Genomic DNA, 25,752 nt, shown 5'->3' with positions numbered 1-25,752 from the left:
CTTATGTTGGAATGTATGGATATGAACAATTCATTTAGTTTGAATCAGGTTACTTTTGTCGTCCATTCCTGCTTTTTCAATAAAGCAAAGAATATATTTTAACGCCAACCGATGTCTCTAAATATCCCAATTATGTCCAAAGCTAAAAATTATCTGTTTATGCATCATATTAAATCAGGATTCATCACCCTTGTTTTTCTTTTGTTCACAAGCCAGTTATTTTCCCAGGAAACCACCCTCTTTGGCATTGTAAAAGATGCCAAAAATAACGCAGTCCTCGAAGGGGTAAACGTTGTCATGAAAGGTGGCGGTGCAGTAGCAAACACAAATGTATTGGGAGAGTTTTCCATTCAGGTACCGAATAAGTTTCCTCTTTCTCTAACCTTCAGTTATTTGGGGTACAGCATTTTGGAATTGAATGTTAACGAACCCGGAGTAATTACAGTTTTACTCGAACCGGAATACAAGGAATTGAATGAGGTGATGGTCGTAAGTGGCTATACCGTGCAAAAGAAAAGTGAATTTTCAGGTGCTGTCTCCAAAATAGGTTCCGAAGAATTGTTGAACAGACCGGCTTCCAGCTTTGATCAATTGCTCGGTGGACGTGCTGCGGGAATAGAAATTCTCCAGCCATCCAACATCCTCAACAACACACCTATCCTTAGAATACGCGGTATAAACTCCATCACCTCCGGAATTTTTCCCCTGGTAGTTGTGGATGGGGTGACTGTTTTCGTAGGGTCTATAGGTGGATTTGTAGGAAACAACCCGTTGTCTGACATTAATCCAAGTGACATCCAGACCATAGACGTTTTGAAAGATGCATCAGCAGCAGCAATCTTCGGTTCGCGTGCTGCAAATGGTGTGATGGTGATTACCACCAAAAAAGGAAAAAAAGGAAGAGTCAAAATTAATTACGACAGTTGGGTGAGCAGAAGTACACCTTACAATTTACCTGAATTGTTGAATGCAGAAGATTATGTCACCATCAAAAACGAGGCGATGGTAAATTCAGGCAGAGCTCCGGGATATTTTCTGATGAAAAATCCGGATGGCTCTACAGTGAATACCAGTTGGTATGATGTTGCCTACAGACCTGGATGGTCACACAATCATAATTTCAATGTATCCGGTGCCAATAATTCAACCAATTATTTTTTCTCCTTCGGCTATACAGATCAAAATAATTTCATTCGCTACAACAGCTTTGAAAGATATTCCACCAGATTAAATATCGACAATCAGATTAACGATTACATTAAAATCGGAGCTAACCTATCCTACAGTAATGGATTGAATAAAGGACCAAACACCGGTGCCATTGCAAGCAATACCCTTGCTTCATCTTCTTACAATTCTGAATACATTACCAATGAGCCTCTGGCGCGTATGACATTTGTATTACCACCAAATGTGCCGGTATACAATGCAGATGGATCTTACAGCATTCAGAATGGAAACAGTGTGGGATATGGTCTGAACAATCCAAGTACCATCGGAACCATCAATGCATACAACCTTGCACTGGTACAAAAACTGGATGTCAATACCTCTGAGAACAATACTTTTTTGGGAAATGTATTTGCTGAATGGAAGATCTTAAATAACCTTACGTTCAGAACCAGTTATGGTCTCAACAATCTTCAGGTGCAAAACAAATCATTTCTCAATCCATTGCACGGAGGAGGAGCCAGTGCCAACGGAAGTGCCACCAATGTTTTTTCCAAATATTACCGCGCGGATTGGGTAAACACTTTAAACTACAACAAGGCTTTTGCAGATGTACACAACCTTGGATTGCTTGTAGGTTATGAAAGAATACACACCACCATCGATTCCTGGGGTGCACAGCGTACCAACATTACCGATCCGGATTATTCCAATTATCAGGGTGGATTTGTTAACATAGCACCGATCGGAAATGTATATTCAGAAAACGCACTACTTTCCTATTTTTCAAATCTTACTTATGACTTCGACCGAAGATATTTGTTGAGTTTTAATTTCAGAAGAGATGGATTGTCTGCACTGTCTGCCGGAAATAAATATGGAAATTTTCTAGGTGGATCTCTTGGTTGGAATGTATCCCGGGAAAGCTTCTTTCAGGAATCCTCATTGAGAAATTGGGTCAGCAATTTGAAATTAAGAGCAAGTTATGGAATTGTAGGAAACAGTGAAATTGGTGATTATCCGGCCATCGGAGCTTACACATCTTCCACTTATGGAGGTTCTGCTACACTAAACTATGCCCAGGCAGGAAATCCGGATTTGAAATGGGAGACCAGCACCAAACTTGATTTGGGATTTGATTTGACTTTGTTCAATGATCGACTTGGAATTGAATTTGACTATTATAAAAATTTAATTGATGACCTGATCCTGAAAGCACCACAGGCATTGTCTACCGGTATTCCCGGCGGATTCATTAATGCCAACGTGGGCAGCATGTACAATGAAGGTGTGGAATTAGGCATTTATGGTGTGCCTGTACAGAAAGGAGATTTCAAATGGGACCTTAATTTTAACATGGCTACTTTAACCAACAAAGTAACCTCACTGGTCAGTGATGTTTACGTGCCAAGTATTTTCGGGGTGCAAAACATGACCAGAGTGGGTTATTCCATTGGATCCATTTTTGCTGTTCCGACGGTCGGCGTTAATCCCGATAATGGATTGATGGTGTTTGTCAACAGTGAGGGTAGAGAAGTTCAGTACAATCATATTGGTTCGCCAAGATGGACCTATCTGGATGGAACAGCTGCACCGGCTATCGACAATTATAAAGATGGCGTAATTCAGGGACCATCCCTTCCAAAATTATTTGGTGGAATCAACAACAGATTCACTTATAAAAACTTTGATCTCGATGTGAATTTTACCTATGTGATGGGTAATAAATTATACAACGGAACTAGAGCCACCAATTCAGATCAAAGATATTTTAACAATGGTACATTCATTAAAGAACGTTGGACCACTCCGGGACAAAAAACCGAAATTCAGAAATTATATTACGGCGACAATGTTTCCGCAGGATTCTCTTTTTCAGCTACTTCCAAAGTTGAAAACGGTGATTATTTGAAATTAAAAAACATTGCGCTGGGTTACAAGATACCACTCAAAGCAAGATATTTCAATGGAAAAATTTCTTCTGCACGTGTTTACTTCCAGGCTTCGAATGTATTTACACTGACCAAATATCGGGGATCAGATCCGGAAGTATCCATCAATGGAAATTCCATTCACTCCGGAAAAGATCAGAATGTACCGCCTAACGCGCAGGTGATGTCTGTTGGATTAAATGTTGGTTTCTAATTTTTTTATCTATTTGTCAGCAATCATGAAAAATCTAAATAAATTATCCAAAGTTTTTTTGAGTTCCTTTGTTGTTGTGTGCATACTTTTTACTGCGTGCAATGACGATTTCCTCGACACCACTTCCAAGACCAGTGTGGATGAAAAAAATGCTTTCAGCACACCGGGAAAAATTTTAGCTCAGGTGAACAATCTGTACAGCCAATTGCAAAATTCCATTTTCTATGGTGGAAGATTTATTGTATTCAACGAACAAAGGGCAGATGAATTCGGACAGAATGATGGGAATGCGGCAACAGGTTCTGCAGTTTGGAATCAGAATGTTGCTTCTACCAATGAATACATCAACAATGTTTGGGCAGCCGGTTATCGCGCAATTAATTCTGCCAATGTACTAATCCATCAATTGCAACAAACTAAAGTGATTTCAGACAGCCTTGCAAAGCATTATATCGCGGAAGCAAAATTTGTCCGGGCATTGAGTTATTTGAGTTTGCTGCAAACTTATGCAAAGCCTTACAATCTGGACAAGACTGCACTAGGCTTACCACTCAGATTATCGCCAATAACCAGTCTTGGTTACAATGATTTGGCAAGGAGTTCGGTAGAAGAAATTTACACACAAATTATCAAGGATCTCAATGAAGCTGAAGCAGATCTTCCTGTAGCTTATTCCACACCGCTTCTCAATACATCCAGAGCGCATAAGAGTTCAGCCATTGCATTAAAAACAAGAGTGTACCTGAATCAATCCGATTATCCAAAAGTAATGCAGGAAGCTTCAAAACTTGTTCCGGCTGCACCGCCCTACAAATATACTGCCGGGAGTCTTTCACACAATTTGGAAGCTTCCTTTGTGAATGTATTCACAGGAAGCTATACAGGTCCTGAAGCCATATTTTTTATTCCATTTGCCAATTCAAATACCGAAACTCCGGCATCCCAGTTTTCACTGGCTTTTAATTATCTTGCACAACCAATTATTTTTCTAGCCACCTTAGGGGTTGTCAGTAATCCTGCATTATCAGATGCACAAGATGCCAGATCTACATTGATTGGCACAAATGCCGCCAAACAAAAAGTATTGCGAAAGTTTGCGATCACTACTGCGCCTTTTAGAGATTACGTGCCGGTCATGCGCTATGCGGAAGTCCTGATGAATTATGCAGAAGCTGCAACCAGAATGAATGATTTGACAAAGGGTGCTGAATTACTCAAAGCCGTCAGAAATCGTTCCAATCCGAATTATGTATTTCCTGATGCACAAATAAATTCTGCAGATAGTTTGCTGAACAGCATTTGGACTGAAAGAAGGATTGAGTTTTTGGGAGAAGGACTCAGATTGCAGGATTTACAGCGCAATGTATTACCGTTGCCTGCCAAGACGGGCAGCATAGGTACAGCACCTGCTGTTCCTGTCACTGCAAAAAATTACATCTGGCCTATACCGAGTGGTGAATTGTCCACCAACGCATTGTGCCTGCCAAATTAAAATGGGTTAAGTCAAAAATTTAGGGAGAAACCAGTTTTGCGTATTTCGGTATTCACTAAAGTTGAACTAAATTCCATCAAATTGTAATTGTTCTTTTTTGTCTTGACACAAAAAAGAACCAAAAAAAATCAAGGCTGTTTTCATTTCTTAACGCTAAAACTAACTTAAAAAGCTAAACAAAATAAACTCGCCTTAATCATCAGCAATAACTCTAGGCCTTACTGTCATATATCTATTTGCTCATCTGCAAGCAAGCTTTAACAGTATTTTGTTTTGAACGCTTTTTAAATCAGTTTTAGCTAAAATGAAAAAGGCCGGGCTGAATTTCATATTCGATAGCTATATGAAGTATTGGAATCTATTTAATCAGCTATTAAGGATGATTAATTTCTAGTTAATCCCTATAAAATTTATCTGACTCATTAAAATTTGCATAGGGTTTGGTGTGTTAACCAATGAGCAATTCTGCATGGTCATATAAATCCGGATCAGCTTTTTATATGCTGACATTCAAAGGATTTTATGCCTGTACCATTCTTGCCATGTAGAAGCCATCAAACCCACTGTCCGCGGGCGAAACAGCCAGATCCTGTTCCAGTGAAAAAGTAGGATTGTTTTGTAAAAAACGAGCCACCTGCTCCTGATTTTCCGATGGAAGCATGCTGCAGGTAGCGTAAACTAATTTGCCTCCGGGTTTTAGAATTTTGGCATAAGACTGCAGGATTTCTTCCTGATTCTTTTTCATGCGATCGATGTATTCTTTGTTGAGTTTCCACTTGGCATCCGGATTACGACGGAGTACTCCCAATCCACTGCATGGAACATCCAGCAAAAGGCGATCTGCTGTACCGTAAAGACGTTTGATCGTTTTGTTATTTTCAATTTTTCGGGTCTCGATGACCGATACACCATTGCGCCGGGCACGCAGTTTCAGTTCGTTCAATTTCCACTCTTCCGTATCCAAACAAATTAAACTCCCTTTGTTCTGCATCAGGGCAGCAAGATGCAATGACTTGCCCCCTGCGCCTGCACAGGCATCCACTACGCGCATACCGGGCGCCACTTGAAGGAATGGCGCAACCAACTGCGAAGAAGCGTCCTGGACCTCAAAAAAGCCTTTTTTGAAATATTCAGATTTGAATACATTTTTCCTTTGGTTCAGAACCAAAGCATCCGAGTGTGTTTCGGGAGCATGACAGACGATCCCTTCTTTCTGCAAGATTTCTTTGAGTGCGGATCTTTCTATTTTGAGTGTGTTGCAACGAAGGACCACACGGGCTTCTTCATTCAAGGCAGCAAGTTCCCGATCCCAATTTTCCCTAAGCTCCTTTTCCCCCAATGAATCCAACCAGTCCGGCAATGATTCCCGGATGCAGCGGATAGTCTGGGCTTCCTCGTATTTTTTAAAAATTTTTTCTTTGTCGCATTGCTTAAATTCTTCCCAATCCGGTAAAGGAATTTTTTTTAACACCAAATAGCTTTCAAAAATGCGCCAGTTGTTTTTTTGATCTCTGCTGCAGTATTTATACAATCGCCAGTAACGGACCAGATTATAGCAACTCTCGGCAAGAAATGCACGATCACGGGCTCCCCATTGTGGATTAGACCTGAGCAGTTTTTCGATGACGCGATCTGCATATTGTCCTTCAGAAAGAATGCGATCTACTGCATCAATGACAGCAGCTACCAGTACTCGATGTAATTTCATTGTGACTTCATGTTTTCAAACTGGTAACGGCACCAATGTTCGTATGTATGCCCTGCTTTTAACAAAGTCTCGGGAAATTCAGGATGATTCGGACTGTCGGGAAAATGCTGCGGTTCCAGACACACAAAAGATCTTGCGTGATATGTCTCACCATTTTTTCCATGATCTATTTCTGATCCCCAATTGCAGGTATACAACTGCAGACCGGGCTGGCTGGTGTAAATGACCATGCGTCTGCCGGAAATGGGTTCGGACAAAATTGCTGCCGGATCACCTTCCATGGCGCTTTCCTGCAACACAAAATTATGATCGTATCCATTTGTCCATTGCATCAAAGGATGTGGCGTATTTATCCCCAAACCAATCTCCTTTTCCATTCTAAAATCGAGTGGTGTCTGAACTACAGAAATCAGTCTTCCGGTTGGGATGCAATCACGATCAATTTCTGTAATTTGTGCTGCGTTTATCTGCAAATTATGATGGAGTATATCTCCCTTACCACGCAGATTAAAATAAGAATGCGTGGCAAGATTGATCACTGTATCCCGGTCTGATTCGGCACTGTATTTTATGCTTAGACTTTGGTCCGTACCGATAGAATAAGTCACTGTAATTGAAAGGTTTCCCGGATATCCCATGTCTCCATCCGGACTAAGCAATTTTAATATTGCCCTGTTTTCTGCCTGATCTTCCCAATCCCATGCATGGGATTGAATTCCTTACTCCCACCATGCAATGTATGAGGTGGAAGATTGATATCTAATTGATAGTTTAGCTGTCCAAGGGAAAATTTACCATTAGCAATCCTGTTGGCATACCTTCCGCAGATGGCACCGTAGTAAGGACAACCACTCAGGTATTCCTCTATGTTGTCATAGCCCGCTACTACATCTGTAAGCTGTCCACTTACATCCGGAACCATAAGTTCAATGAGTTTTGCCCCATAATTGGTGATGATTGCATGAAAGCCATAGGGATCGCCGATCAAATGGGCACTCAGTATTTTTCCTTCTGAATTCTTATGATACTTTTGTAAATTGTGCAATGACTTCAAATTTAAATCCGGTGCAAAGGTATTCAATGATCCTCCAGAACCCTTTATACAGTCTTCAATATTTATTTGTGTTTACGATTCCATTGGTTTGTTTTTGGTCAAGCTACCATATAGAATGGGCATCATGGGCTACCTTACTGTATGCCTTTGGATTAATCCCATTAGTAGAATGGATCATTCCGGCCAGTGGAAAGGCCCACGATTACAAAAGTCAGGATGGTTGGGCCTTTGACACAATTTTGTTTTTGTGCATTCCTGTATTGTTCGGTTTGCAATACAGGGTATTCGACAGCCTTAAAAATCAGGATATTTTCTCTCTGCAAGCCATCGGTTTGATTCTTGGACTTGGGATTTGTGGCGGAGTGATCGGCATTAATGTGGCACACGAACTGGGCCACAGAGCTTCAGTCTGGTACAAATTTGCCGCACATTTACTCTTGCTGCCATGCAGTTTTCTGCATTTTTATCTGGAGCACAATTATGGTCACCACAAACAGGTGGCAACACCCAACGATCCAGCAACTGCCCGCAAAGGAGAGAGTTTGTACCGATTTTGGGTACGCAGCAGTGGACAAGGTTATGTACATGCCTGGACGATAAGTAGGGAATTATACAGACGCAAAGGGAGCATAATACCGATAATGCCAATTTACCATCTGATTATTTTGGGATATTATATTTTAATCGGGTATTTTTTTGGTTGGTCCGGAGTGTTATATCTGGCCATTTCTTCCGCGGTAAGTATTCTTTTACTGGAGACGGTGAATTACATTGAACACTATGGACTGGAAAGAAAGAAATTGCCCAACGGAACGTACGAACAGGTGCAGGCCAACCATGCCTGGGATTCAGAACAACTGATTGGTAGAATTGCCTTGTTTGAATTATCTCGTCATGCTGATCACCATCAGCATTCTTCAAAACTTACTATCAGCTCAATCCACAAATGGCATCCCACAAATTACCCACAGGATATCCGGGAAGCATGATTCTGGCAGCAATTCCCAGGCTGTGGTTCAAAATAATTAATGATAGGCTAGAAAAAAACACAAAACAGTATCATATTTGAATTTAAATTTTGCATTTTCTTTTCTAAAGAAATGACTTTTATATAATCCATTTTTTCACCTAACTTAACAAAAATGAAACGTAGAATTACCACACTCATTTTTTCATTGGCCCTGGTTGCCATGCTTTATGCACAAGACCTACCTGTGAATACTCTTACCTTAAAGCCCGTATGGATCAATTATAAAGCCCCCCATAACGACAATAAAGGGATGTTTACGGATTTGACGAGTGCTTTTGAGGTTGGATACAACAGACATTTTGGAAATATGATTTCCTTGGGGGTTCCTTTTAGAATTGGAATTGCCAATTTTCCCATTTTCAACAAAGTAACCAACAGTGTCGATCAATACACGGACAGACAATTTTATACCGGACTGGATGCTTTACTCAATCTGCATTTGTGGAGAGGAAAAGCCATTTCGCCTTTTTTCTATGGCGGCATGGGTGGTGCCTTGCAAAATTTTGACAATTTTTATGTGCAGGCTCCGGTAGGGCTGGGACTTGATTTCAGGATCAGTGATCAGTTTAGTGTCGTGGCCCAGGGGGACTACCGCTATTCGTTCAAGGATGGTTATGACAACTATCAATACGCACTTGGTGTAAGGGCCAATCTCGGTTGCAAACCTAAAGACACCGATAAAGATGGAGTTCCGGATAAAACGGACAAGTGTCCGGAAGTACCCGGAACTGTGATGGGTTGCCCGGATGCAGATGGAGATGGAATTTCCGATATGGAAGACAAATGTCCTAATCTTGCAGGCGTAGTGGAAAACATGGGATGCCCTTCAGACAGGGATAAGGACGGCGTATACGATGTGGACGACATGTGTCCGGATGTAGCAGGTACTTTAAAAGGATGCCCTGATAGTGATCGCGATGGTGTAGCAGATAAAGACGATAAATGTCCTCAAATTGCCGGAACACTGATGGGTTGCCCGGATAGTGACCGCGATGGCATCGCCGACAAAGATGACAAGTGTCCAAATGAACCCGGCCCTGCCTCCAATGCAGGATGTCCGAATGACCGAGATAAAGATGGAGTGGAAGATGCAAAGGATCCATGTCCTGATACCCCGGGTAAATTCAATGGTTGTCCTGATACAGATGGCGATGGACTCGCAGACAATTTAGACAAGTGTCCAAATACTCCAGGTATCGCAGCCAACAATGGCTGTCCTGAAATTAAAAAAGAAGATAAAAAAGTTTTGGATGTGGCCATGCGTAGTGTTCAATTTACTACAGGTACTGCAACGCTGACAAAAGCATCCTACAAAAATCTGAATGATGTTGTTGATGTTCTTAAAAAATATCCGGAGATGATGTTAAACATCGAAGGTCATACGGACGATGTCGGCGAAGCAGAAAACAATCAGAAATTATCTGAGCGAAGAGCTAACGCTTGTATGAATTACATTACCAGCAAAGGAATTGTTGCCGCAAGATTAATGGCTTCCGGCTATGGCGAATCCAAACCAATTGGAGACAACAAAACCAGTGAAGGTCGTAAGACAAACCGACGAACAGAATTTAATCCTGTCTGGAGATAAAATAAAATTTATAAAATTAATATGCCTGAAAGAGTGAGCTGCTTTTTCAGGCATTTTTTTATAATCTAGGATCGTTTAAATGGGTCAAGTTAAAAATTTGGGAGAAACCAGATTTGCGAACCCAGACATTCTCAAACGTTGTCCTAAATTACATCCCTTTATTCACATTGTTCTTTTTTGTTTGGATACAAAAAAGGGAAAACACTGATTTTAGAAAATTCAGGGAATTCCTGCATTGATTTTGTATTTAGTTATGAACTTATAAATTCATCACACTTAGTTCCCCATCAACTGTCTGAACCATGATTCTTGGGATGCATGGGATTAATGAGATCGAGACGATGACATTTTATACATGGTCAAGAATATTACATCTTTGAACAATTCAAAAGAAAATAATATTCCTTCCCACAACTCCCATCAATCTCATAAATCCCAGTTCAGACAAAATTCCGTTATCAGTCTGAACCATGATTTTTGGGATGCATGGGATAGATGAGATCGCGATGATGGAATATTATTAAATTTTGAGGATGTTTCAACTTCAATAAATTCAAAGGAAAAAGATATCCAATCCCATAACTCCCAACAATCCCATAAATCCCAGTTCAGACAATATTCTTACCTCACCACCGTCACCTCCCCCTGCCAGGAGATCACCGATCCATCCTGCAGGGTCAATTGTGCATGCCACACATATACGCCCGGAACGACTGCTTTCCCCTTGAAGCCGCCGTCCCAGCCCAGCGAGGGATCATTGGCTGCAAAGTTTTCTTGTTGCCATACCTGCGATCCCCAGCGATCGTAGATCGATAATTTTGTGATCTGTGCAATGGTCGATCCATCATCGAATAATGTAAATCCATTGTTCACCCCACCGGGATGTATGATGTTGGGATAGTAGATTCCATAATTCTTTTTGATGAGCAGATACAAGTAGTGGATCGAATCACAGCCTACCGTCGAGCGGAAGGACTCTTGATACGTTCCGGACTTTTCATAGGTCTGGGCATTGACAGGCCAGGTGTAGGCTGTATCTGTGATGACCGTATCCCGCTTTTCAAAATCTTCATTTATTTTAAGATTCAATCTGAGGATAGAGTCACAGCCCTGATGGGTTTTGAGTGGAATAGTGTACAAGCCAGATTCTGTAAGCAATTGATTGTTGAGTGGCCACCTGTATTGCTTACACGCTTCTGCTTCTTGTGTGAATTCATACTTCGGATGGATGGTTAATTCCAAATAATAAATAGAATCACAACCTGAGCTGTTTGTATATTTTTCTGAATACATTCCGGAAGTGTCAAACTTTTTGCCATTCAAATCCCAGACGTATGCATCACATCTTGTAACATTTTGTTTATAATAGTTGGAGTTGATTTTCAAATTCAGATTTACGATGGAATCACAACCCGCCGCATTGGTTAGCGGAAAGGAATAGTTTCCAGAACTTGTTAAATTTTTACCCAGAAACATTATGCTGTCGCAAATGGTAATGGAAGTATCTTTTTGGTAGATGAAACAATGTTTAAATCCAAAGTAATGATGCTGTCGCAGCCATATTGATTGATTGTCTGAAAAATATATTTTCCGGATTGTGTGTAGGTCACATTATTCCAAACAAATGTCTCACATGCCGTTTGTTTTTGCAGCAAACTATCCGACTTATGTATGACCAAATTTAAAACTGCCGTGCTGTCACATCCTGATGAATTAATTGTTTTGTATGGATACGTTCCACTTTGTGTATACTTTACATTGTTCCAGCTGTACTCATCGCAACTTGTACGATTGTTTACCGATTGACTTGAATTTGAAATAGTCAATTGCAAAGTTGCAGTACTGTCACAACCGTTTGTATTCTGTGTTTGAAAAGTATATGTACCGCTTTGGGTATAAGTATTTCCATTCCACACATAGCGGTCGCAAGTGGTGTGTACGGTGTTCGAACTGTTGGATTTATGGATGGTTAGTTGCAGGGTAGTGATGCTGTCGCATCCTGTGGATGTTTGTGTGGTGTCGTGATAATTACCAGTTTGGGTATATTGTTGTCCCTGCCAGTGGAAGGTATCGCAGGCTGTTTGTGTAAGGGTGTGGTTCAGTACAGATTGAATAATTAGATTTAAATGTACTGTACTGTCACAGCCATGTTGATTGATGGTATCCTGGGTATATGTACCACTTTGTGTAATGATTTTTCCATTCCAATTATATTGGTTGCATACTTGTACATTCAGGTTCAATGAATCTGAAGCATCTATTTTCAATTGCAAAGTAGCGATGCTGTCGCAGCCGATACTGTTTATTGTGTGGTAATCGTAAACGCCACTTGTATCGTAAGTCATTCCATTCCAGGTATAAGAATCGCAGGCCGTGTGTGGGATAATTTGGGCAGTGGATTTATTGATCTTTAGATCCAAACTAACCAGGCTGTCGCAGCCAAACTGATTTATCGTATCAAATGCATAAGTCCCACTTTGCGTAATGATTTTGCCATGCCAGGAATAGGCATCACAAGTTGTCACGGATTGTCTGGTAAAGATGGTATCTGTTGCCGTCAGTGCTAATATTTTTATTACGCTGTCGCAGCCGTTTGACTGGTAGATTTTGCGATAATAAATGCCTGCATCTCTAATGAATGTATCCACAAAAAAATACGCATCTCCATTGCAAATCGCAGCACGTATACTGTCTATGTCAGGCAATTCTAATGTTCTGGAAATATTATCCGTGTAATCACATTCCGCTAAATTAAAATCCTTGTCCTCAAAAATACCAGGGATGCTTCTGGTCGTATTGACCACCATAAAAAGATCAGTCAGATTTCCGGCAGTGAAGGAAAATTTCAAATTCAATAGGCTGTCTCCTGCACCAATGGGTTGCAAGGTATAATAGATTCCCAGCAGCGTTCCTGTACTTGCAGGATCGCCAAGGTAAAAACACACCGCCATGTTAGAATCTGCATATGCAGAAGCATCCTTGCGATTGAATAAATCAAAAGTTAAGGTATAAAGTTTTGTGATGGGATCATAGTTTATGCATTGGATTTTTCCGGTAATACTTGCAGCAGGTCTTTTGTAATAGCCATTGGAATCCAGTAGAGATTCCTGCTGCATAAAGTTGTTGTATTTCCCGTTCCCATAAGTCGCGTGATTCTTCTGGTAGCGCGGCACTGTAAGGTCATCGTTGATGTAAAGTGGGTTGTAGGCATACTGATTCCAGATGCCGCGGGCAGGGGCCCAGTGATCTCCATCCGGAGGACCGAAGACAGTAATTCTAGGGTTTCTGTATGGAAAAGGATCTGTACAAGTCACACAAATTTTAATATTACCTGTATGATCATAATCGGATATCGTAGGGAATTCTCTTAAAGTTGGAGAAGAGCATTTGATTTGACTCATTACGAATGGAGTGCTTCCAATACCTGATAATATTCTTAGATCAGTCATATCCCGAAAAATTATTTCTTGCAAGCCATCGCCGTCTATATCATAGATTCCAATTCCGCAAACACCCGAAGTATCTGTCGTATTTAAAATCCAATCCGGGTTAAATACTTGCGAACCATTGAACCTAAAAGAATACAATTTTGTGGAGATATTTACAATAATGCTTGGGCTGCCATTACTATTCAAATTGCCAACAGATGCATGGGAGATTTGTTGAACATTTGGAAACCTGGCATAACTAATCAAACTTGGGGAATTATTATCCAGGTAATATGCATATAAAATTGGGTCGCTGTTTCTAGTTGGTGCAGAGACAATCACGTCCAATATCCCATCGGAATTGATGTCTGCAATACTAGTCGTTCCATCTTCAGTGCTACCATTGAATAAAATATTTTTAGCGATCATGGAGTTTCCGGTCATTCCATTTGGATTGGTAATCATTACCTTGTAAATACTGAAACCGGCTGCCAATTCCAAATCACTTGAATCTGAATCCAGATTCGCTGCGACACTTATAGGAATATATGTTCCGATTGCCAATCTGTTGTAGCCAAAACCATTATTGCCTCCATCCGCCAATTTTTTACCGGTTAAGGCATTAAAGATTTTATTTGAAGTATATATTTCTGGAATCCCATCAAAATTAAAATCACATATCCCAATAGCCCCAGTCCGAGCATTTCCGTTGTTGACTGCGTTTACGGTTGTGTCAGATATCCAAAGTATTGAACCATCCAAACCATAACAAATAAGCCTGTCGCTATCAAAATTATCTGGATTGGCTGGATTTCGAACTGTTTGAATTATAAATTCAGGAATGTTATTACCATTAATATCTGAAATTAATATGCTATTTTCAGAAGCGTTAACATTTTTAATTGGAATAGTTATTTTTGTAATTCCATTTACTAAATCAATAATATAAATAGAATCTCCTCTTCTTGAAAAAGTGATAAGCTCAGAATTACAATCACCGTCTATATCAGCCAGTAAATGTATAGAGGCGTCATAAACCTTATGAGGAAATTCAATTTTTTTATCGATTCTAGTGACTAAAGGCTTGAATTTATCCATTTGATAACAATGGTTGGAGTCAAATCTTAAGCAAGGTTGTGATGACAGATCTGCATAAAAGATTACAAAAAATATAACTGCTGTTATTAAATTTTTGAATTTCATTATCGTTACGAAAAAAATCTGGTGAGCCTTAAAAAAATTGAAATTCATCCTCATTTTATCCATTTAGGAAAGAGATAATGTAATTAAGATTGCCTCGCTAATTTTTATATTAGGAATATTCTGTAGTTTTAAATTATTGTACATTTTCATAGTAAAAATTAGTTTCAATGTTAATGAATGAATCGACCCTGCATGTTTATGCCTGCTCTATCCTGTCTTTTACTTCCCAAATCTGTTGCAGGATGCTGATCCGATTCCTTTCCTTTCTCATAGGCTCAAGTTATTTGTTGGCATTTAAAAAAAAACTATTTTAAACAAATATATGCATTCCAGTCCACATTCCAAAGGCTAGATGCATGGATGATGGTTTCTTGAGCAATATTTTGCTTGATACTACAACACTCTTGAAATTGCAGTTTGATGTCACATCTGCTATCACTTTAAAAGAAACATTGATTTAAAACCCACTACTCCCATCAATCCCCGTCAACTGTCTGAACCATGATTCTTGGGATGTGTGGGATTAATGAGATCGAGACGATAGAATTTTATTTCATGACTAAGAATAGTACATCTTCGATCAATTCAAAAGAAAATGATACTCCTTCCCAATAATCCCAATAATCTCATAAATCCCAGTTCAGACAAAATCCACGTCAATTGTCTGAACCATGATTTTTGGGTTGCGTGGGATTAATGAGATCAGGAGGATGGAATTTTATCCATGGTCAAGAATATTACATCTTTGAACAATTCAAAAGAAAATAATATTCCTTCCCACAAATCCCAACAATCCCACAAATCCCAGTTCAGACAATATTCTTACCTCACCACCGTCACCTCCCCCTGCCAGGAGATCACCGATCCATCCTGCAGGGTCATTTGTGCATGCCACACATATACACCCGGAACGACTGCTTTCCCCTTGAAGCTGCCGTCCCAGCCCAGCGAGGGATCATTGGCTGTAAAGTTTTCTTGTTGCCATACCTGTGATCCCCAGCGATCGTAGATCGATAATTTTGTGATCTGTGCAATGGTCGATCCATCATCGAATAAAGTAAATCCATTGTTCACCCCGCCGGGGTGGATCACATTCGGATAGTAGATTCCATAATTCTTTTTGATGAGCAGATACAGGTAGTGGATCGAATCACAACCTACCGTCGAACGGAAGGACTCTTGATACGTTCCGGACTTGTCATAGGTCTGTGCATTGACAGGCCATGTGTAGGTCGTATCTGTGATGACCGTATCCCGCTTTTCAAAATTCTCATTTATTTTAAGATCCAATCTGAGGATAGAGTCACAGCCCTGATGGGTTTTGAGTGGAATAGTGTACAAGCCAGATTCTGTAAGCAATTGATTGTTGAGTGACCACCGGTATTGTTTACATGCTTCTGCCTGTTGTGTGAATTCATACTTCGGATGGATGGTTAATTCCAAATAATAAATAGAATCACAACCTGAGCTGTTTGTATATTTTTCTGAATACATTCCGGAAGTGTCAAACTTTTTGCCATTCAAATCCCAGACGTATGCATCACATCTTGTAACATTTTGTTTATAATAGTTGGAGTTGATTTTCAAATTTAGATTTACGATGGAATCACAACCCGCCGCATTGGTTAGTGGAAAGGAATAAGTTCCCGTGCTGGCCAATGTTTTACCCAGAAACATTATGCTGTCGCAAATGGTAATGGAAGTATCTTTTTTGGTAGATGAAACAATGTTTAAATCCAAAGTAACGATGCTGTCGCAGCCAAATTGATTGGTGGTCTGAAAAATATATTTTCCTGATTGTGTGTAGGTCACATTATTCCAAACAAATGTCTCACATCCCGTTTGTTTTTGCAACAAACTATCCGACTTATGAATGATCAAATTCAAAATTGCCGTGCTGTCACAGCCTTGTGCATTCAGAGATGAATGTTTATATGTTCCGCTTTGAAAATAATTTACATTATTCCAGAGATATTGATCGCAGGTCGTAATATCTGAAGTTGAAGTAGTGGATGAATAAATAGTCAATTGCAAAGTTGCAGTGCTGTCACAACCCTTTGCATTCTGTGTTTGAAAAGTATATGTACCACTTTGTGTATAAGTCTTTCCATTCCACACATAGCGGTCGCAAGTGGTGTGCACCGTATTCGAACTGTTGGATTTATGGATGGTTAATTGCAGGGTAGTGATGCTGTCGCATCCTGTGGAACTTTGTGTCGTATCCGTATAAATTCCTGATTGACTGTAATTGCGTCCATTCCATTGATAAGCATCACAAGAAGTTTGAACAATGGTTTTATTGATCTGAGAATTTATGCTCAGATTTAAATGTACTGTACTGTCACATCCAGGTTGATTGATGGTGTCGAGTGTATATACACCACTTTGTGCATAGGTCCTTCCATTCCAAACAAATGAATTGCAGGTTTCGATTTGCACACGGTTGGAATCGGAATGGTGAAGAGTGAGTTCCAGTGTTACGGTGCTGTCGCAGCCGGAACTATTTTTTGTTTTGTACAAATAGATTCCACCGGTATCGTAGGTTTGTCCATTCCAGCTGTATGCATCGCAAGCAGTGTGTCTGATGTTTGTTGAATTGGATATAAGGATCGTTAGATCCAGATTAACGATGCTGTCGCAACCAAATTGATTTATCGTATCAAAGCGATAAATGCCCGTTTGTGTCAAGGTTTGATGGTTCCAGAAGTATGCATCGCAAGTTTGAATGGATTGATTGATGTAGATGGTATCAGTTGTCGTCAGATCCAATATTGTAATTAAACTATCACATCCTTTTACAGAACTTAGATTGCGATAATAATTGCCTGCATCTCTGATGATGGTATCCACAAAACCGATAAGAGGATCCCTTGCAAATCATTGCATGAATACTGTCAATCTTCGGAAGATCAATTGTTCGGAAAATATTGTCCGTGTAATCACATTCTGCCTAAATAAAATCTTCATCTCCAAAAATGCCCGGGTATTGCGTCTGGGTTGATCACCATAAACAGATCTGAAAGATTGCCGGCAGAAAATTTAAATTCCAGATTCAGCAAACTGTCTCCCAGATAAATGGATTTCAGCGTATAATAGATGCCCGATCAAGGTTCCGGAATGGTAGGATCACCATTAAAAAAGAAATCGCCAGATTGGAGTCTGCCGCCGCAGAAGCATCCTTGCGATTGAATAAATCAAAAGTTACGGTATAAAGTTTTGTGATGGGATCGTAGTTTATGCATTGGATCTTTCCGGTAATACTTGCAGCAGGTTTTTTGTAATAGCCATTGGAATCCAGTAGAGATTCCTGCTGCATGAAGTTGTTGTATTTCCCGTTCCCATACGTCGCCTGATTCTTCTGGTAGCGCGGCACTGTAAGGTCATCGTTGATGAACAGTGGATTGTAGGCATATTGATTCCAAATGCCGCGGGCAGGGGCCCAGTGATCTCCATCCGGAGGACCGAAGACAGTAATTCTAGGGTTTCTGTATGGAAAAGGATCTGTACAAGTCACACAAATTTTAATATTACCTGTATGATCATAATCGGATATGGTAGGGAATTCTCTTAAAGTTGGAGAAGAGCATTTGATTTGACTCATTACGAATGGAGTGCTTCCAATACCTGATAATATTCTTAGATCAGTCATATCCCGAAAAATTATTTCTTGCAAGCCATCGCCGTCTATATCATAGATTCCAATTCCGCAAACACCCGAAGTATCTGTCGTATTTAAAATCCAATCCGGGTTAAATACTTGCGAACCATTGAACCTAAAAGAATACAATTTTGTGGAGATATTTACAATAATGCTTGGGCTGCCATTACTATTCAAATTGCCAACAGATGCATGGGAGATTTGTTGAACATTTGGAAACCTGGCATAACTAATCAAACTTGGGGAATTATTATCCAGGTAATATGCATATAAAATTGGGTCGCTGTTTCTAGTTGGTGCAGAGACAATCACGTCCAATATCCCATCGGAATTGATGTCTGCAATACTAGTCGTTCCATCTTCAGTGCTACCATTGAATAAAATATTTTTAGCGATCATGGAGTTTCCGGTCATTCCATTTGGATTGGTAATCATTACCTTGTAAATACTGAAACCGGCTGCCAATTCCAAATCACTTGAATCTGAATCCAGATTCGCTGCGACACTTATAGGAATATATGTTCCGATTGCCAATCTGTTGTAGCCAAAACCATTATTGCCTCCATCCGCCAATTTTTTACTGGTTAAGGCATTAAAGATTTTATTTGAAGTATATATTTCTGGAATCCCATCAAAATTAAAATCACATATCCCAATAGCCCCAGTCCGAGCATTTCCGTTGTTGACTGCGTTTACGGTTGTGTCAGATATCCAAAGTATTGAACCATCCAAACCATAACAAATAAGCCTGTCGCTATCAAAATTATCTGGATTGGCTGGATTTCGAACTGTTTGAATTATAAATTCAGGAATGTTATTACCATTAATATCTGAAATTAATATGCTATTTTCAGAAGCGTTAACATTTTTAATTGGAATAGTTATTTTTGTAATTCCATTTACTAAATCAATAATATAAATAGAATCTCCTCTTCTTGAAAAAGTGATAAGCTCAGAATTACAATCACCGTCTATATCAGCCAGTAAATGTATAGAGGCGTCATAAACCTTATGAGGAAATTCAATTTTTTTATCGATTCTAGTGACTAAAGGCTTGAATTTATCCATTTGATAACAATGGTTGGAGTCAAATCTTAAGCAAGGTTGTGATGACAGATCTGCATAAAAGATTACAAAAAATATAACTGCTGTTATTAAATTTTTGAATTTCATTATCGTTACGAAAAAATCTGGTGAGCCTTAAAAAAATTGAAATTCATCCTCATTTTATCCATTTAGGAAAGAGATAATGTAATTAAGATTGCCTCGCTAATTTTTATATTAGGAATATTCTGTAGTTTTAAATTATTGTACATTTTCATAGTAAAAATTAGTTTCAATGTTAATGAATGAATCGACCCTGCATGTTTATGCCTGCTCTATCCTGTCTTTTACTTCCCAAATCTGTTGCAGGATGCTGATCCGATTCCTTTCCTTTCTCATAGGCTCAAGTTATTTGTTGGCATTTAAAAAAAAACTATTTTAAACAAATATATGCATTCCAGTCCACATTACAAAGGCTAGATGCATGGATGATTGTTACTTGAGCAATATTTTGCTTGATACTACAACACTCTTGAAATTGTAGTTTGATGTCACATCTGCTATCACTTTAAAAGAAACATTGATTTAAAACCCACAACTCCCATCAATCCCCGCAACTGTCTGAACCATGATTTTTGGGATGCATGGGATTAATGAGATCAGGAGGATGAAATTTTATTTCATGACTAAAAATATTACCTCTGCTATCACTTCAAAATAAACAATGATTTCATTCCTACAACTCCCAACAATCCCATAAATCCCAGTTCAGACAATATTCCTTCCCACAAATCCAAACAATCCCATAAATCCCAGTTCAGACAATATTCCGTAATCTGTCTGAACCATGATTTTTATGATGCGTGGGATTAATGAGATCAGGAGGATGGAATTTTATTTAATGACTAAGATTATTACACTACTTTATTTCTACTTAATCCTAATAAAGTTTACCTGACCCTTTTAAATTTTATTTATGATCGGGTAATAACGCTCCACCAATACATTTTTATGATGAATGAAATGTCCTGCCAAGGTAAAGCCAATGGCAGGAACAGAGATGCTTGCACTAACGGTTTGTCCACTGCTTTGTAAATGATGCGTGTCAAATGATGAAAAAAGTGCAATGGTAGATTGACGCAACAAATGCATTTCGTCAAATAAATCCTCCAGATGCCGATGTGTGGCTCTGGCTTCCTTGGCATAAACGTCTTCATCAAAGCTGGGAAGCTGAATTTTCTCAGCTCTGCTGAAACACATTGCACGATAAGTAAAGACCCTTTCCGCATCAAATAAATGTTGAAGAATGTCTTTGATGGACCACTTGTCGGCAGCATATACTCTGTCTCCAATTTCATTTAGGATATTTAGATCTGCCCTGTAATATTCCGGACCATATTTATGCAATGCATCCATAAGATGCATGTCCTCCGGTACCAATTTAATGTAGCGATCAAAATATTTTGGCAATTCTCCCAATTCTGTATAAAGCATGTTTTCAATTTATTACACAAAAAATAAATAAGGATTATTCATTTTCAAACTCAATTACCCACCTTAGTTTTTGGCACCATCAAAAAGGCCAGAAAACTAAATAGAAAAATCAATGCAAAACACACAATGGGTGGCATAAATGCAAAAACGATCATGATGATGGTACCTACACCAAAAATGAATGCATTGATTCCCATGACTCCTTTAATCACAGGTGATGCAACCATGGATCTAAGCAAAAATAAATTTACCAACCCACCCAAAAAACAAATCAGAGTCATGCAAGCACTTAATGAATTAAACAGTGAATACATTGATCGCATCATCCCCATACCCATATCCATTTTATAATTCATCATCAGATCAAGCATCTGTTTTTCCTGATCGTTGGAAGCTACAGGACCTTTGAAAAAACTCAGTGAATGTAAAAACGCGGTAAGTAATTGGCACACTACAGCCGCAAAAGCATAAAAACGATAATTTTTTAGCATACAGCAATATTTAGACTTAAAAATAATCAGATTGCTGTAACTGTTGCCATTAAAATTTTCACCGACTCTGATAACTTACCTTGGTATGAAGAAAAAGCTTTTTCAACCACCTGTAACTTAAATGAATTTACTGATGTCTTTGCATCCCCTGACCGCCGGGCATCGACTTATTTTCGGTGAATCTCTTCAAATTATAAGTAAAGCTCAACATGACGTATTGTTGCAGGACATTGGTTTTAACATCCTCGTAATAGGCTTCTCTTACATTGCGCACCAAACTGACATTTTGATTCAACAAATCAAAAACACTCAACCTGAGATCTCCCGCCTGCTTAGGTAAAAATTTATAGGCAAGTGCGGCATTCCATAAGACAAAATTCTGATTCAGATCATCAGACAGTCCACTGTTGATTTGCGAATTCAAATCCGTCTGAACAACCAAACCCTTCCATATCTGCCATTGAATTTTGAATCCGGTATTTTGTGTATAGTTGGTGGTATTTTGATCAGGGGATGTAGAATTCTTAAAGTCGTTTAACAGGACGGATGCAGAAAGCGTAAAGTCAAGGGTTTTGCTGATGTTACTGGATAAAACAAATCCAAGGTTGGAGCTCAGATTTTTATTTTCGTTGATGGTTTCATTTACTTTGGAAGGACTGATGACATAACTGATACCTCCATTCAAATTTAAATTACATTTTACAGCGGTAATCGGAAAACCATAGGTTGCAAATGATCGCAAAGATAGATAGCCATCCAGATTCACCGGACGCACCCATTGCCCTCCCCGACTTAAGAACACATCCCCTAGAATTACGGTGTCCGCAGAAGGAATTATATATTCATTTGCAATGTATTGATCCGCGAAACTGACAGACAACAGAGCAAATAAATTATTTCCTTTCATGTAATCTGACTGCTGATATCGCATAAAAATATTGTGGCGAAAATCCTGCAACAACTCAGGATTCCCACTGCTCACGGAAAGACTGTTGGCAATGGAGGCCACTTCCTGCAATTGCTGTATGGATGGTTGGTTGGTGGATGTGCGGTAATTAAATCTTAAATTCTTGCTGCTTGAAAATTTCCATTGCAGCGAAGCATCCGGTAAGATATTTTGAAACCGACGATTTAAATTGTATTCTGCCGGAAAAAATTGAGCATTCTTCAATTCTGCAAATTGATACGCAGTTCCTACATTAAAATTAATAGCCTTGTACTGATAACGATAACTCAGATTTACATTGTGACTTTGATAATCTGCATTAAAAACATTGGATAAAGAAGTATCCACCAAGGTGTAAATTTCATTTTGTCCTGTGGAAAGAAAAGTTTTTTGATCTGCATCATTGTTGTTCAGCACATGCGTATAACTTAACATCATCATGCTCTTATCTCCTACGGGTTCGGTATAACTTAGATTGCTGTTTAAGTTAGTACCCTTGCGTTCTGTATCTTGTAATTGATCGAGTGTATCGGTAGTCATAAACAGCCTGTCCTCCAATACAGAAAAAAGAAGATTGTTGTTGAGTCCATTGTTCCGGGAAGGATTGAATTGAGCGGACATAGTCCTCCTGGGTAATTTAAAATTATGACGGTACAATACCGGCAATGAAAAGTTATAATACTCTGTCTGCAGATTATTTGTGTAGTTGTTTGTATTCAGCAGAGATAAATTAAAATCATTGGAAGAAACTACTGATTGAATGGTTTTTGAATTTTGGAGACTGAATCTTGGCGTAAAGATTAATGCATTAGCGCTGTCTATCTTCCACTCCACCCTAAAATTCGCCCGGTGGTTGGCGTTGTCCAGTTGGTTGTTACCAATCTCGTTATAGACCAAGCCAAGATTCTCCGGACTGGTAAAAACTCTGATCAAATCATTTTCTGCAATATTGTTGCTTTGGTTAAAGAAATAGGAGCCACTGACTTCTGCAGATCCCCACTTATCAGAATAGTTTAGGCCAAAAGCTTTTGTGGTTACAATTCCGGTCCGCTGATCCACCAGAAACTGGTCTCCGGATCCTCCCGGTCCTCCTCCGCGGCCTCCTTGTCCGGGTCCTCTGCCTCCTCCACCCGGCCCTCCTCTGCCAGATCCTCCGCGATTACCTCCCTGGCTTCCACTGAGCACACCTGCGAGGTCTTCTGAAGAAAAATTTTGCTCATTGATGTTGTTGAGATTGCCTAAAAGAGTGATTCTTCTTTTGTCTTTAAAAAAATTAATCGAAGCACCTGTTTTCCACCTTTCATCGCTGCCATATCCAGCCCAGGCTCTCCCAAATGTACCATTTCTGAATTCCGGTTTTGTCGTGATGTTGATGGTTTTAGAAGCGTTTCCATCGTCAAATCCGGTAAACAAACTCTGATCCGTGCGCCGGTCAAAAATCTGAATACGGTCTATGACTTCCGCCGGCATATTGCGTAAAGCGGCATTTGCATCTTCTCCAAAAAATGGTCTGCCATCCACCAACACTTGTTTGACATCTTCTCCCTGTGCCTGTACTTTTCCATCGGTGACTACAACGCCCGGTAATTTGGTTACCAGATCTTCTGCATTTGCATCGGGATTGGTTTTGTACGCGCGGGCATTAAATTCTGTGGTATCGCCTTTATTTTCAACGCTGACTGCACGGGCTTTGATCTCGACTTCTTTCAGCGTCCTGCTTTCGTTTTTTAAAGGAATGTCTCCCATATCCATTGTCCCATCTGCGACTTCCACTCTTTGCAGCAGATCTTCATAACCCACATAACTGAATTTCAACAAAACAGTACCTACCTTGCGCAAGGGCAAACTAAACTTCCCATCCATTTCGGTCTGCATGCTTCTCATCACCACACTGTCTGTGATCCGGAGTATAGATACATTCGCACCAGGTAAAGCCTGACCCTGTTCATCCAAAATCCGGCCCTGAATCATCGGACCGGTTTGCGCAAAGGACGACAAGGTCCACCAACTACAAAACAAAAGAATAAAATACTTCAAAATTAGGATTTAGTCAAGGGTAACAGACGATCTGTGTAAATGGTTAACCAAAGGGCTTGCAGAAATTAAATCTGACTCGTAAAGAAATTCTGTAAAAGATCCAAGAATGGCCCATTTGCTTTTTTCCAAATGAATTTTTTCTTTGATCAGACCGATCTTGAGTTCTATAATCTCAGTTGCTTGAATCGTTGCCACCAACGATGGTGAATTTAAAAATCTGACAAAAATATTATTGCTCAAGTTTTCTTCCTCCATCACAAAATTGCGAATTTCATTTCTCAAAGAAATCGTCTTCAGTTGATAATTCGTCCGGGTGATTTCACGGCTCACGGCTATTTTTTGTTCGAGTTCCATTTTCTGCAATTGCAGTTCGTTGAGTTTCCGGTTGGAGTTGCCACGAATTGGAATGCTGACTCCTACACGCCCTGCAAATCTTTCCTGGTAAACAAATGGGTCGGTGTTGTCTTCATAATTCAATTGAAGAAAAGTGCCCCAGTTTTGATTCTTTGCTTTTTCCAGTAAAATTTCCTGCTGCAACAAATTCAGTTCCGACTGTCTGTTGAGTTCTGTAAGTGACACAACTTCATTTTGCAGTTTGGATGGCATCCGGTTTTCCAATTCCCGTATTTGCACCAGCTCATTTTCTACAAGCGTATCCAAATCAGGAATTTTGTATTGCACCTTCAGCTTTTGGAGGACATTGTCCATAACGGTATTCCAATCATGAAGGTCCTTGGTCAATGCATAAATATTTTCTCTGGCATTCGTGAGATCTTTGATTTCAATTTTCTCTCCGTGGTCCATTGCCTCAACAAGTATCTCACTCTTCATTTGATTCCAGTACAATAAAGAATCCATCCAGAATTTCATTTGTTGTGCCTCCAGATACTTCAGCACAAGTTCATATCGGTCCATCAAACTTTCCTTCAGCAAAAGCTGGTATTCTGAATGATAGAGATCTGCATTCAATGCAGGTAGTTTCTCTAGTTGTCTGCGCTCAGTAAAATTATTGGTAGAGACCCTAACCCCATAAAATAGATCGTTGAAATAAAGATCCCTGTTTCCTGCCCTGAGTTCCAGTTCTTTGATGAGTGGTAAACGAAATTTTTGACCGGCAGCAGCGTCAGAAAGCAAGAGTCTGCTGTTCAACACAGGATCAGACTTATAACTGGACAGTACCTGTGTCGAATTTTTTTTAATGACCGGATCACCCGCATAAAAAATGGTTGCTGCAAAAAAATAAATGATCAGGTGGAGGCCCATT

At 39.6% G+C, this 25,752-nt stretch carries 13 protein-coding genes and 1 pseudogene; 4 read left to right on the top strand and 10 right to left on the bottom strand.

Features of this window, described 5'->3' with window-relative positions; genetic code table 11:
- Positions 1 to 132: 132 nt before the first annotated feature.
- Both IPJ83_04130 and IPJ83_04125 read left to right on the top strand, forming a co-directional pair.
- Positions 133 to 3,315, top strand: a complete 3,183-nt coding sequence (locus tag IPJ83_04130) for a SusC/RagA family TonB-linked outer membrane protein (protein MBK7879730.1) — start codon at positions 133 to 135, stop codon at positions 3,313 to 3,315.
- 25 nt (positions 3,316 to 3,340) lie between these two features.
- A complete protein-coding gene (locus IPJ83_04125) occupies positions 3,341 to 4,807 on the top strand; it encodes a RagB/SusD family nutrient uptake outer membrane protein (protein ID MBK7879729.1) in 1,467 nt (488 codons plus the stop codon).
- A 520-nt stretch (positions 4,808 to 5,327) separates the two neighbouring features.
- On the opposite strand, the gene IPJ83_04120 is transcribed toward IPJ83_04125, so the two are convergent.
- Both IPJ83_04120 and IPJ83_04115 read right to left on the bottom strand, forming a co-directional pair.
- Positions 5,328 to 6,515: an RNA methyltransferase gene (locus tag IPJ83_04120; GenBank protein ID MBK7879728.1), complete on the bottom strand. Its 1,188-nt coding sequence runs from the start codon at positions 6,513 to 6,515 to the stop codon at positions 5,328 to 5,330.
- Positions 6,512 to 7,437: pseudogene (locus tag IPJ83_04115) on the bottom strand (galactose mutarotase). Before IPJ83_04115 ends, IPJ83_04120 begins: the two are co-directional and overlap by 4 nt.
- A gap of 122 nt (positions 7,438 to 7,559) precedes the next feature.
- On the opposite strand from IPJ83_04115, the gene IPJ83_04110 reads away from it, so the two are divergent.
- On the top strand, positions 7,560 to 8,558 hold the full coding sequence (locus tag IPJ83_04110; GenBank protein MBK7879727.1) for an alkane 1-monooxygenase: 999 nt from the start codon (positions 7,560 to 7,562) through the stop codon (positions 8,556 to 8,558).
- 153 nt (positions 8,559 to 8,711) lie between these two features.
- On the top strand, positions 8,712 to 10,187 hold the full coding sequence (locus IPJ83_04105; GenBank protein MBK7879726.1) for an OmpA family protein: 1,476 nt from the start codon (positions 8,712 to 8,714) through the stop codon (positions 10,185 to 10,187).
- A gap of 621 nt (positions 10,188 to 10,808) precedes the next feature.
- On the opposite strand, the gene IPJ83_04100 is transcribed toward IPJ83_04105, so the two are convergent.
- From IPJ83_04100 to IPJ83_04065, 8 genes are all read right to left on the bottom strand, one after another.
- Positions 10,809 to 11,663 carry a gliding motility-associated C-terminal domain-containing protein gene (locus IPJ83_04100; protein ID MBK7879725.1) on the bottom strand — a complete coding sequence of 285 codons (855 nt, stop codon included), beginning with the start codon at positions 11,661 to 11,663 and terminating at the stop codon, positions 10,809 to 10,811.
- Positions 11,663 to 14,713 carry a hypothetical protein gene (locus IPJ83_04095; GenBank protein MBK7879724.1) on the bottom strand — a complete coding sequence of 1,017 codons (3,051 nt, stop codon included), beginning with the start codon at positions 14,711 to 14,713 and terminating at the stop codon, positions 11,663 to 11,665. The genes IPJ83_04100 and IPJ83_04095 overlap by 1 nt, the downstream gene beginning before the upstream one ends.
- 927 nt (positions 14,714 to 15,640) lie before the next feature.
- Positions 15,641 to 17,668 carry a gliding motility-associated C-terminal domain-containing protein gene (locus IPJ83_04090; protein ID MBK7879723.1) on the bottom strand — a complete coding sequence of 676 codons (2,028 nt, stop codon included), beginning with the start codon at positions 17,666 to 17,668 and terminating at the stop codon, positions 15,641 to 15,643.
- Between the two features lie 232 nt (positions 17,669 to 17,900).
- The gene (locus IPJ83_04085) at positions 17,901 to 19,544 is read right to left on the bottom strand and encodes a hypothetical protein (GenBank protein ID MBK7879722.1); all 1,644 of its coding nucleotides are present in this window, start codon (positions 19,542 to 19,544) and stop codon (positions 17,901 to 17,903) included.
- 939 nt (positions 19,545 to 20,483) lie between these two features.
- A complete protein-coding gene (locus IPJ83_04080) occupies positions 20,484 to 21,014 on the bottom strand; it encodes a DinB family protein (GenBank protein MBK7879721.1) in 531 nt (176 codons plus the stop codon).
- Between the two features lie 50 nt (positions 21,015 to 21,064).
- Positions 21,065 to 21,505, bottom strand: a complete 441-nt coding sequence (locus IPJ83_04075) for a hypothetical protein (GenBank protein ID MBK7879720.1) — start codon at positions 21,503 to 21,505, stop codon at positions 21,065 to 21,067.
- Between the two features lie 127 nt (positions 21,506 to 21,632).
- The gene (locus tag IPJ83_04070) at positions 21,633 to 24,488 is read right to left on the bottom strand and encodes a TonB-dependent receptor (GenBank protein MBK7879719.1); all 2,856 of its coding nucleotides are present in this window, start codon (positions 24,486 to 24,488) and stop codon (positions 21,633 to 21,635) included.
- Positions 24,489 to 24,497: 9 nt separating this feature from the next.
- Complete coding sequence (locus IPJ83_04065) at positions 24,498 to 25,751, bottom strand: hypothetical protein (GenBank protein MBK7879718.1); 1,254 nt, start codon at positions 25,749 to 25,751, stop codon at positions 24,498 to 24,500.
- Position 25,752: the final 1 nt, after the last annotated feature.

Source organism: Candidatus Vicinibacter proximus (genome assembly GCA_016713905.1).
Taxonomy (GTDB): domain Bacteria; phylum Bacteroidota; class Bacteroidia; order Chitinophagales; family Saprospiraceae; genus Vicinibacter; species Vicinibacter proximus.
The sequence above is the reverse complement of the archived record's forward strand: the minus strand, read 5'-3'. Positions and strand labels throughout refer to the sequence as shown.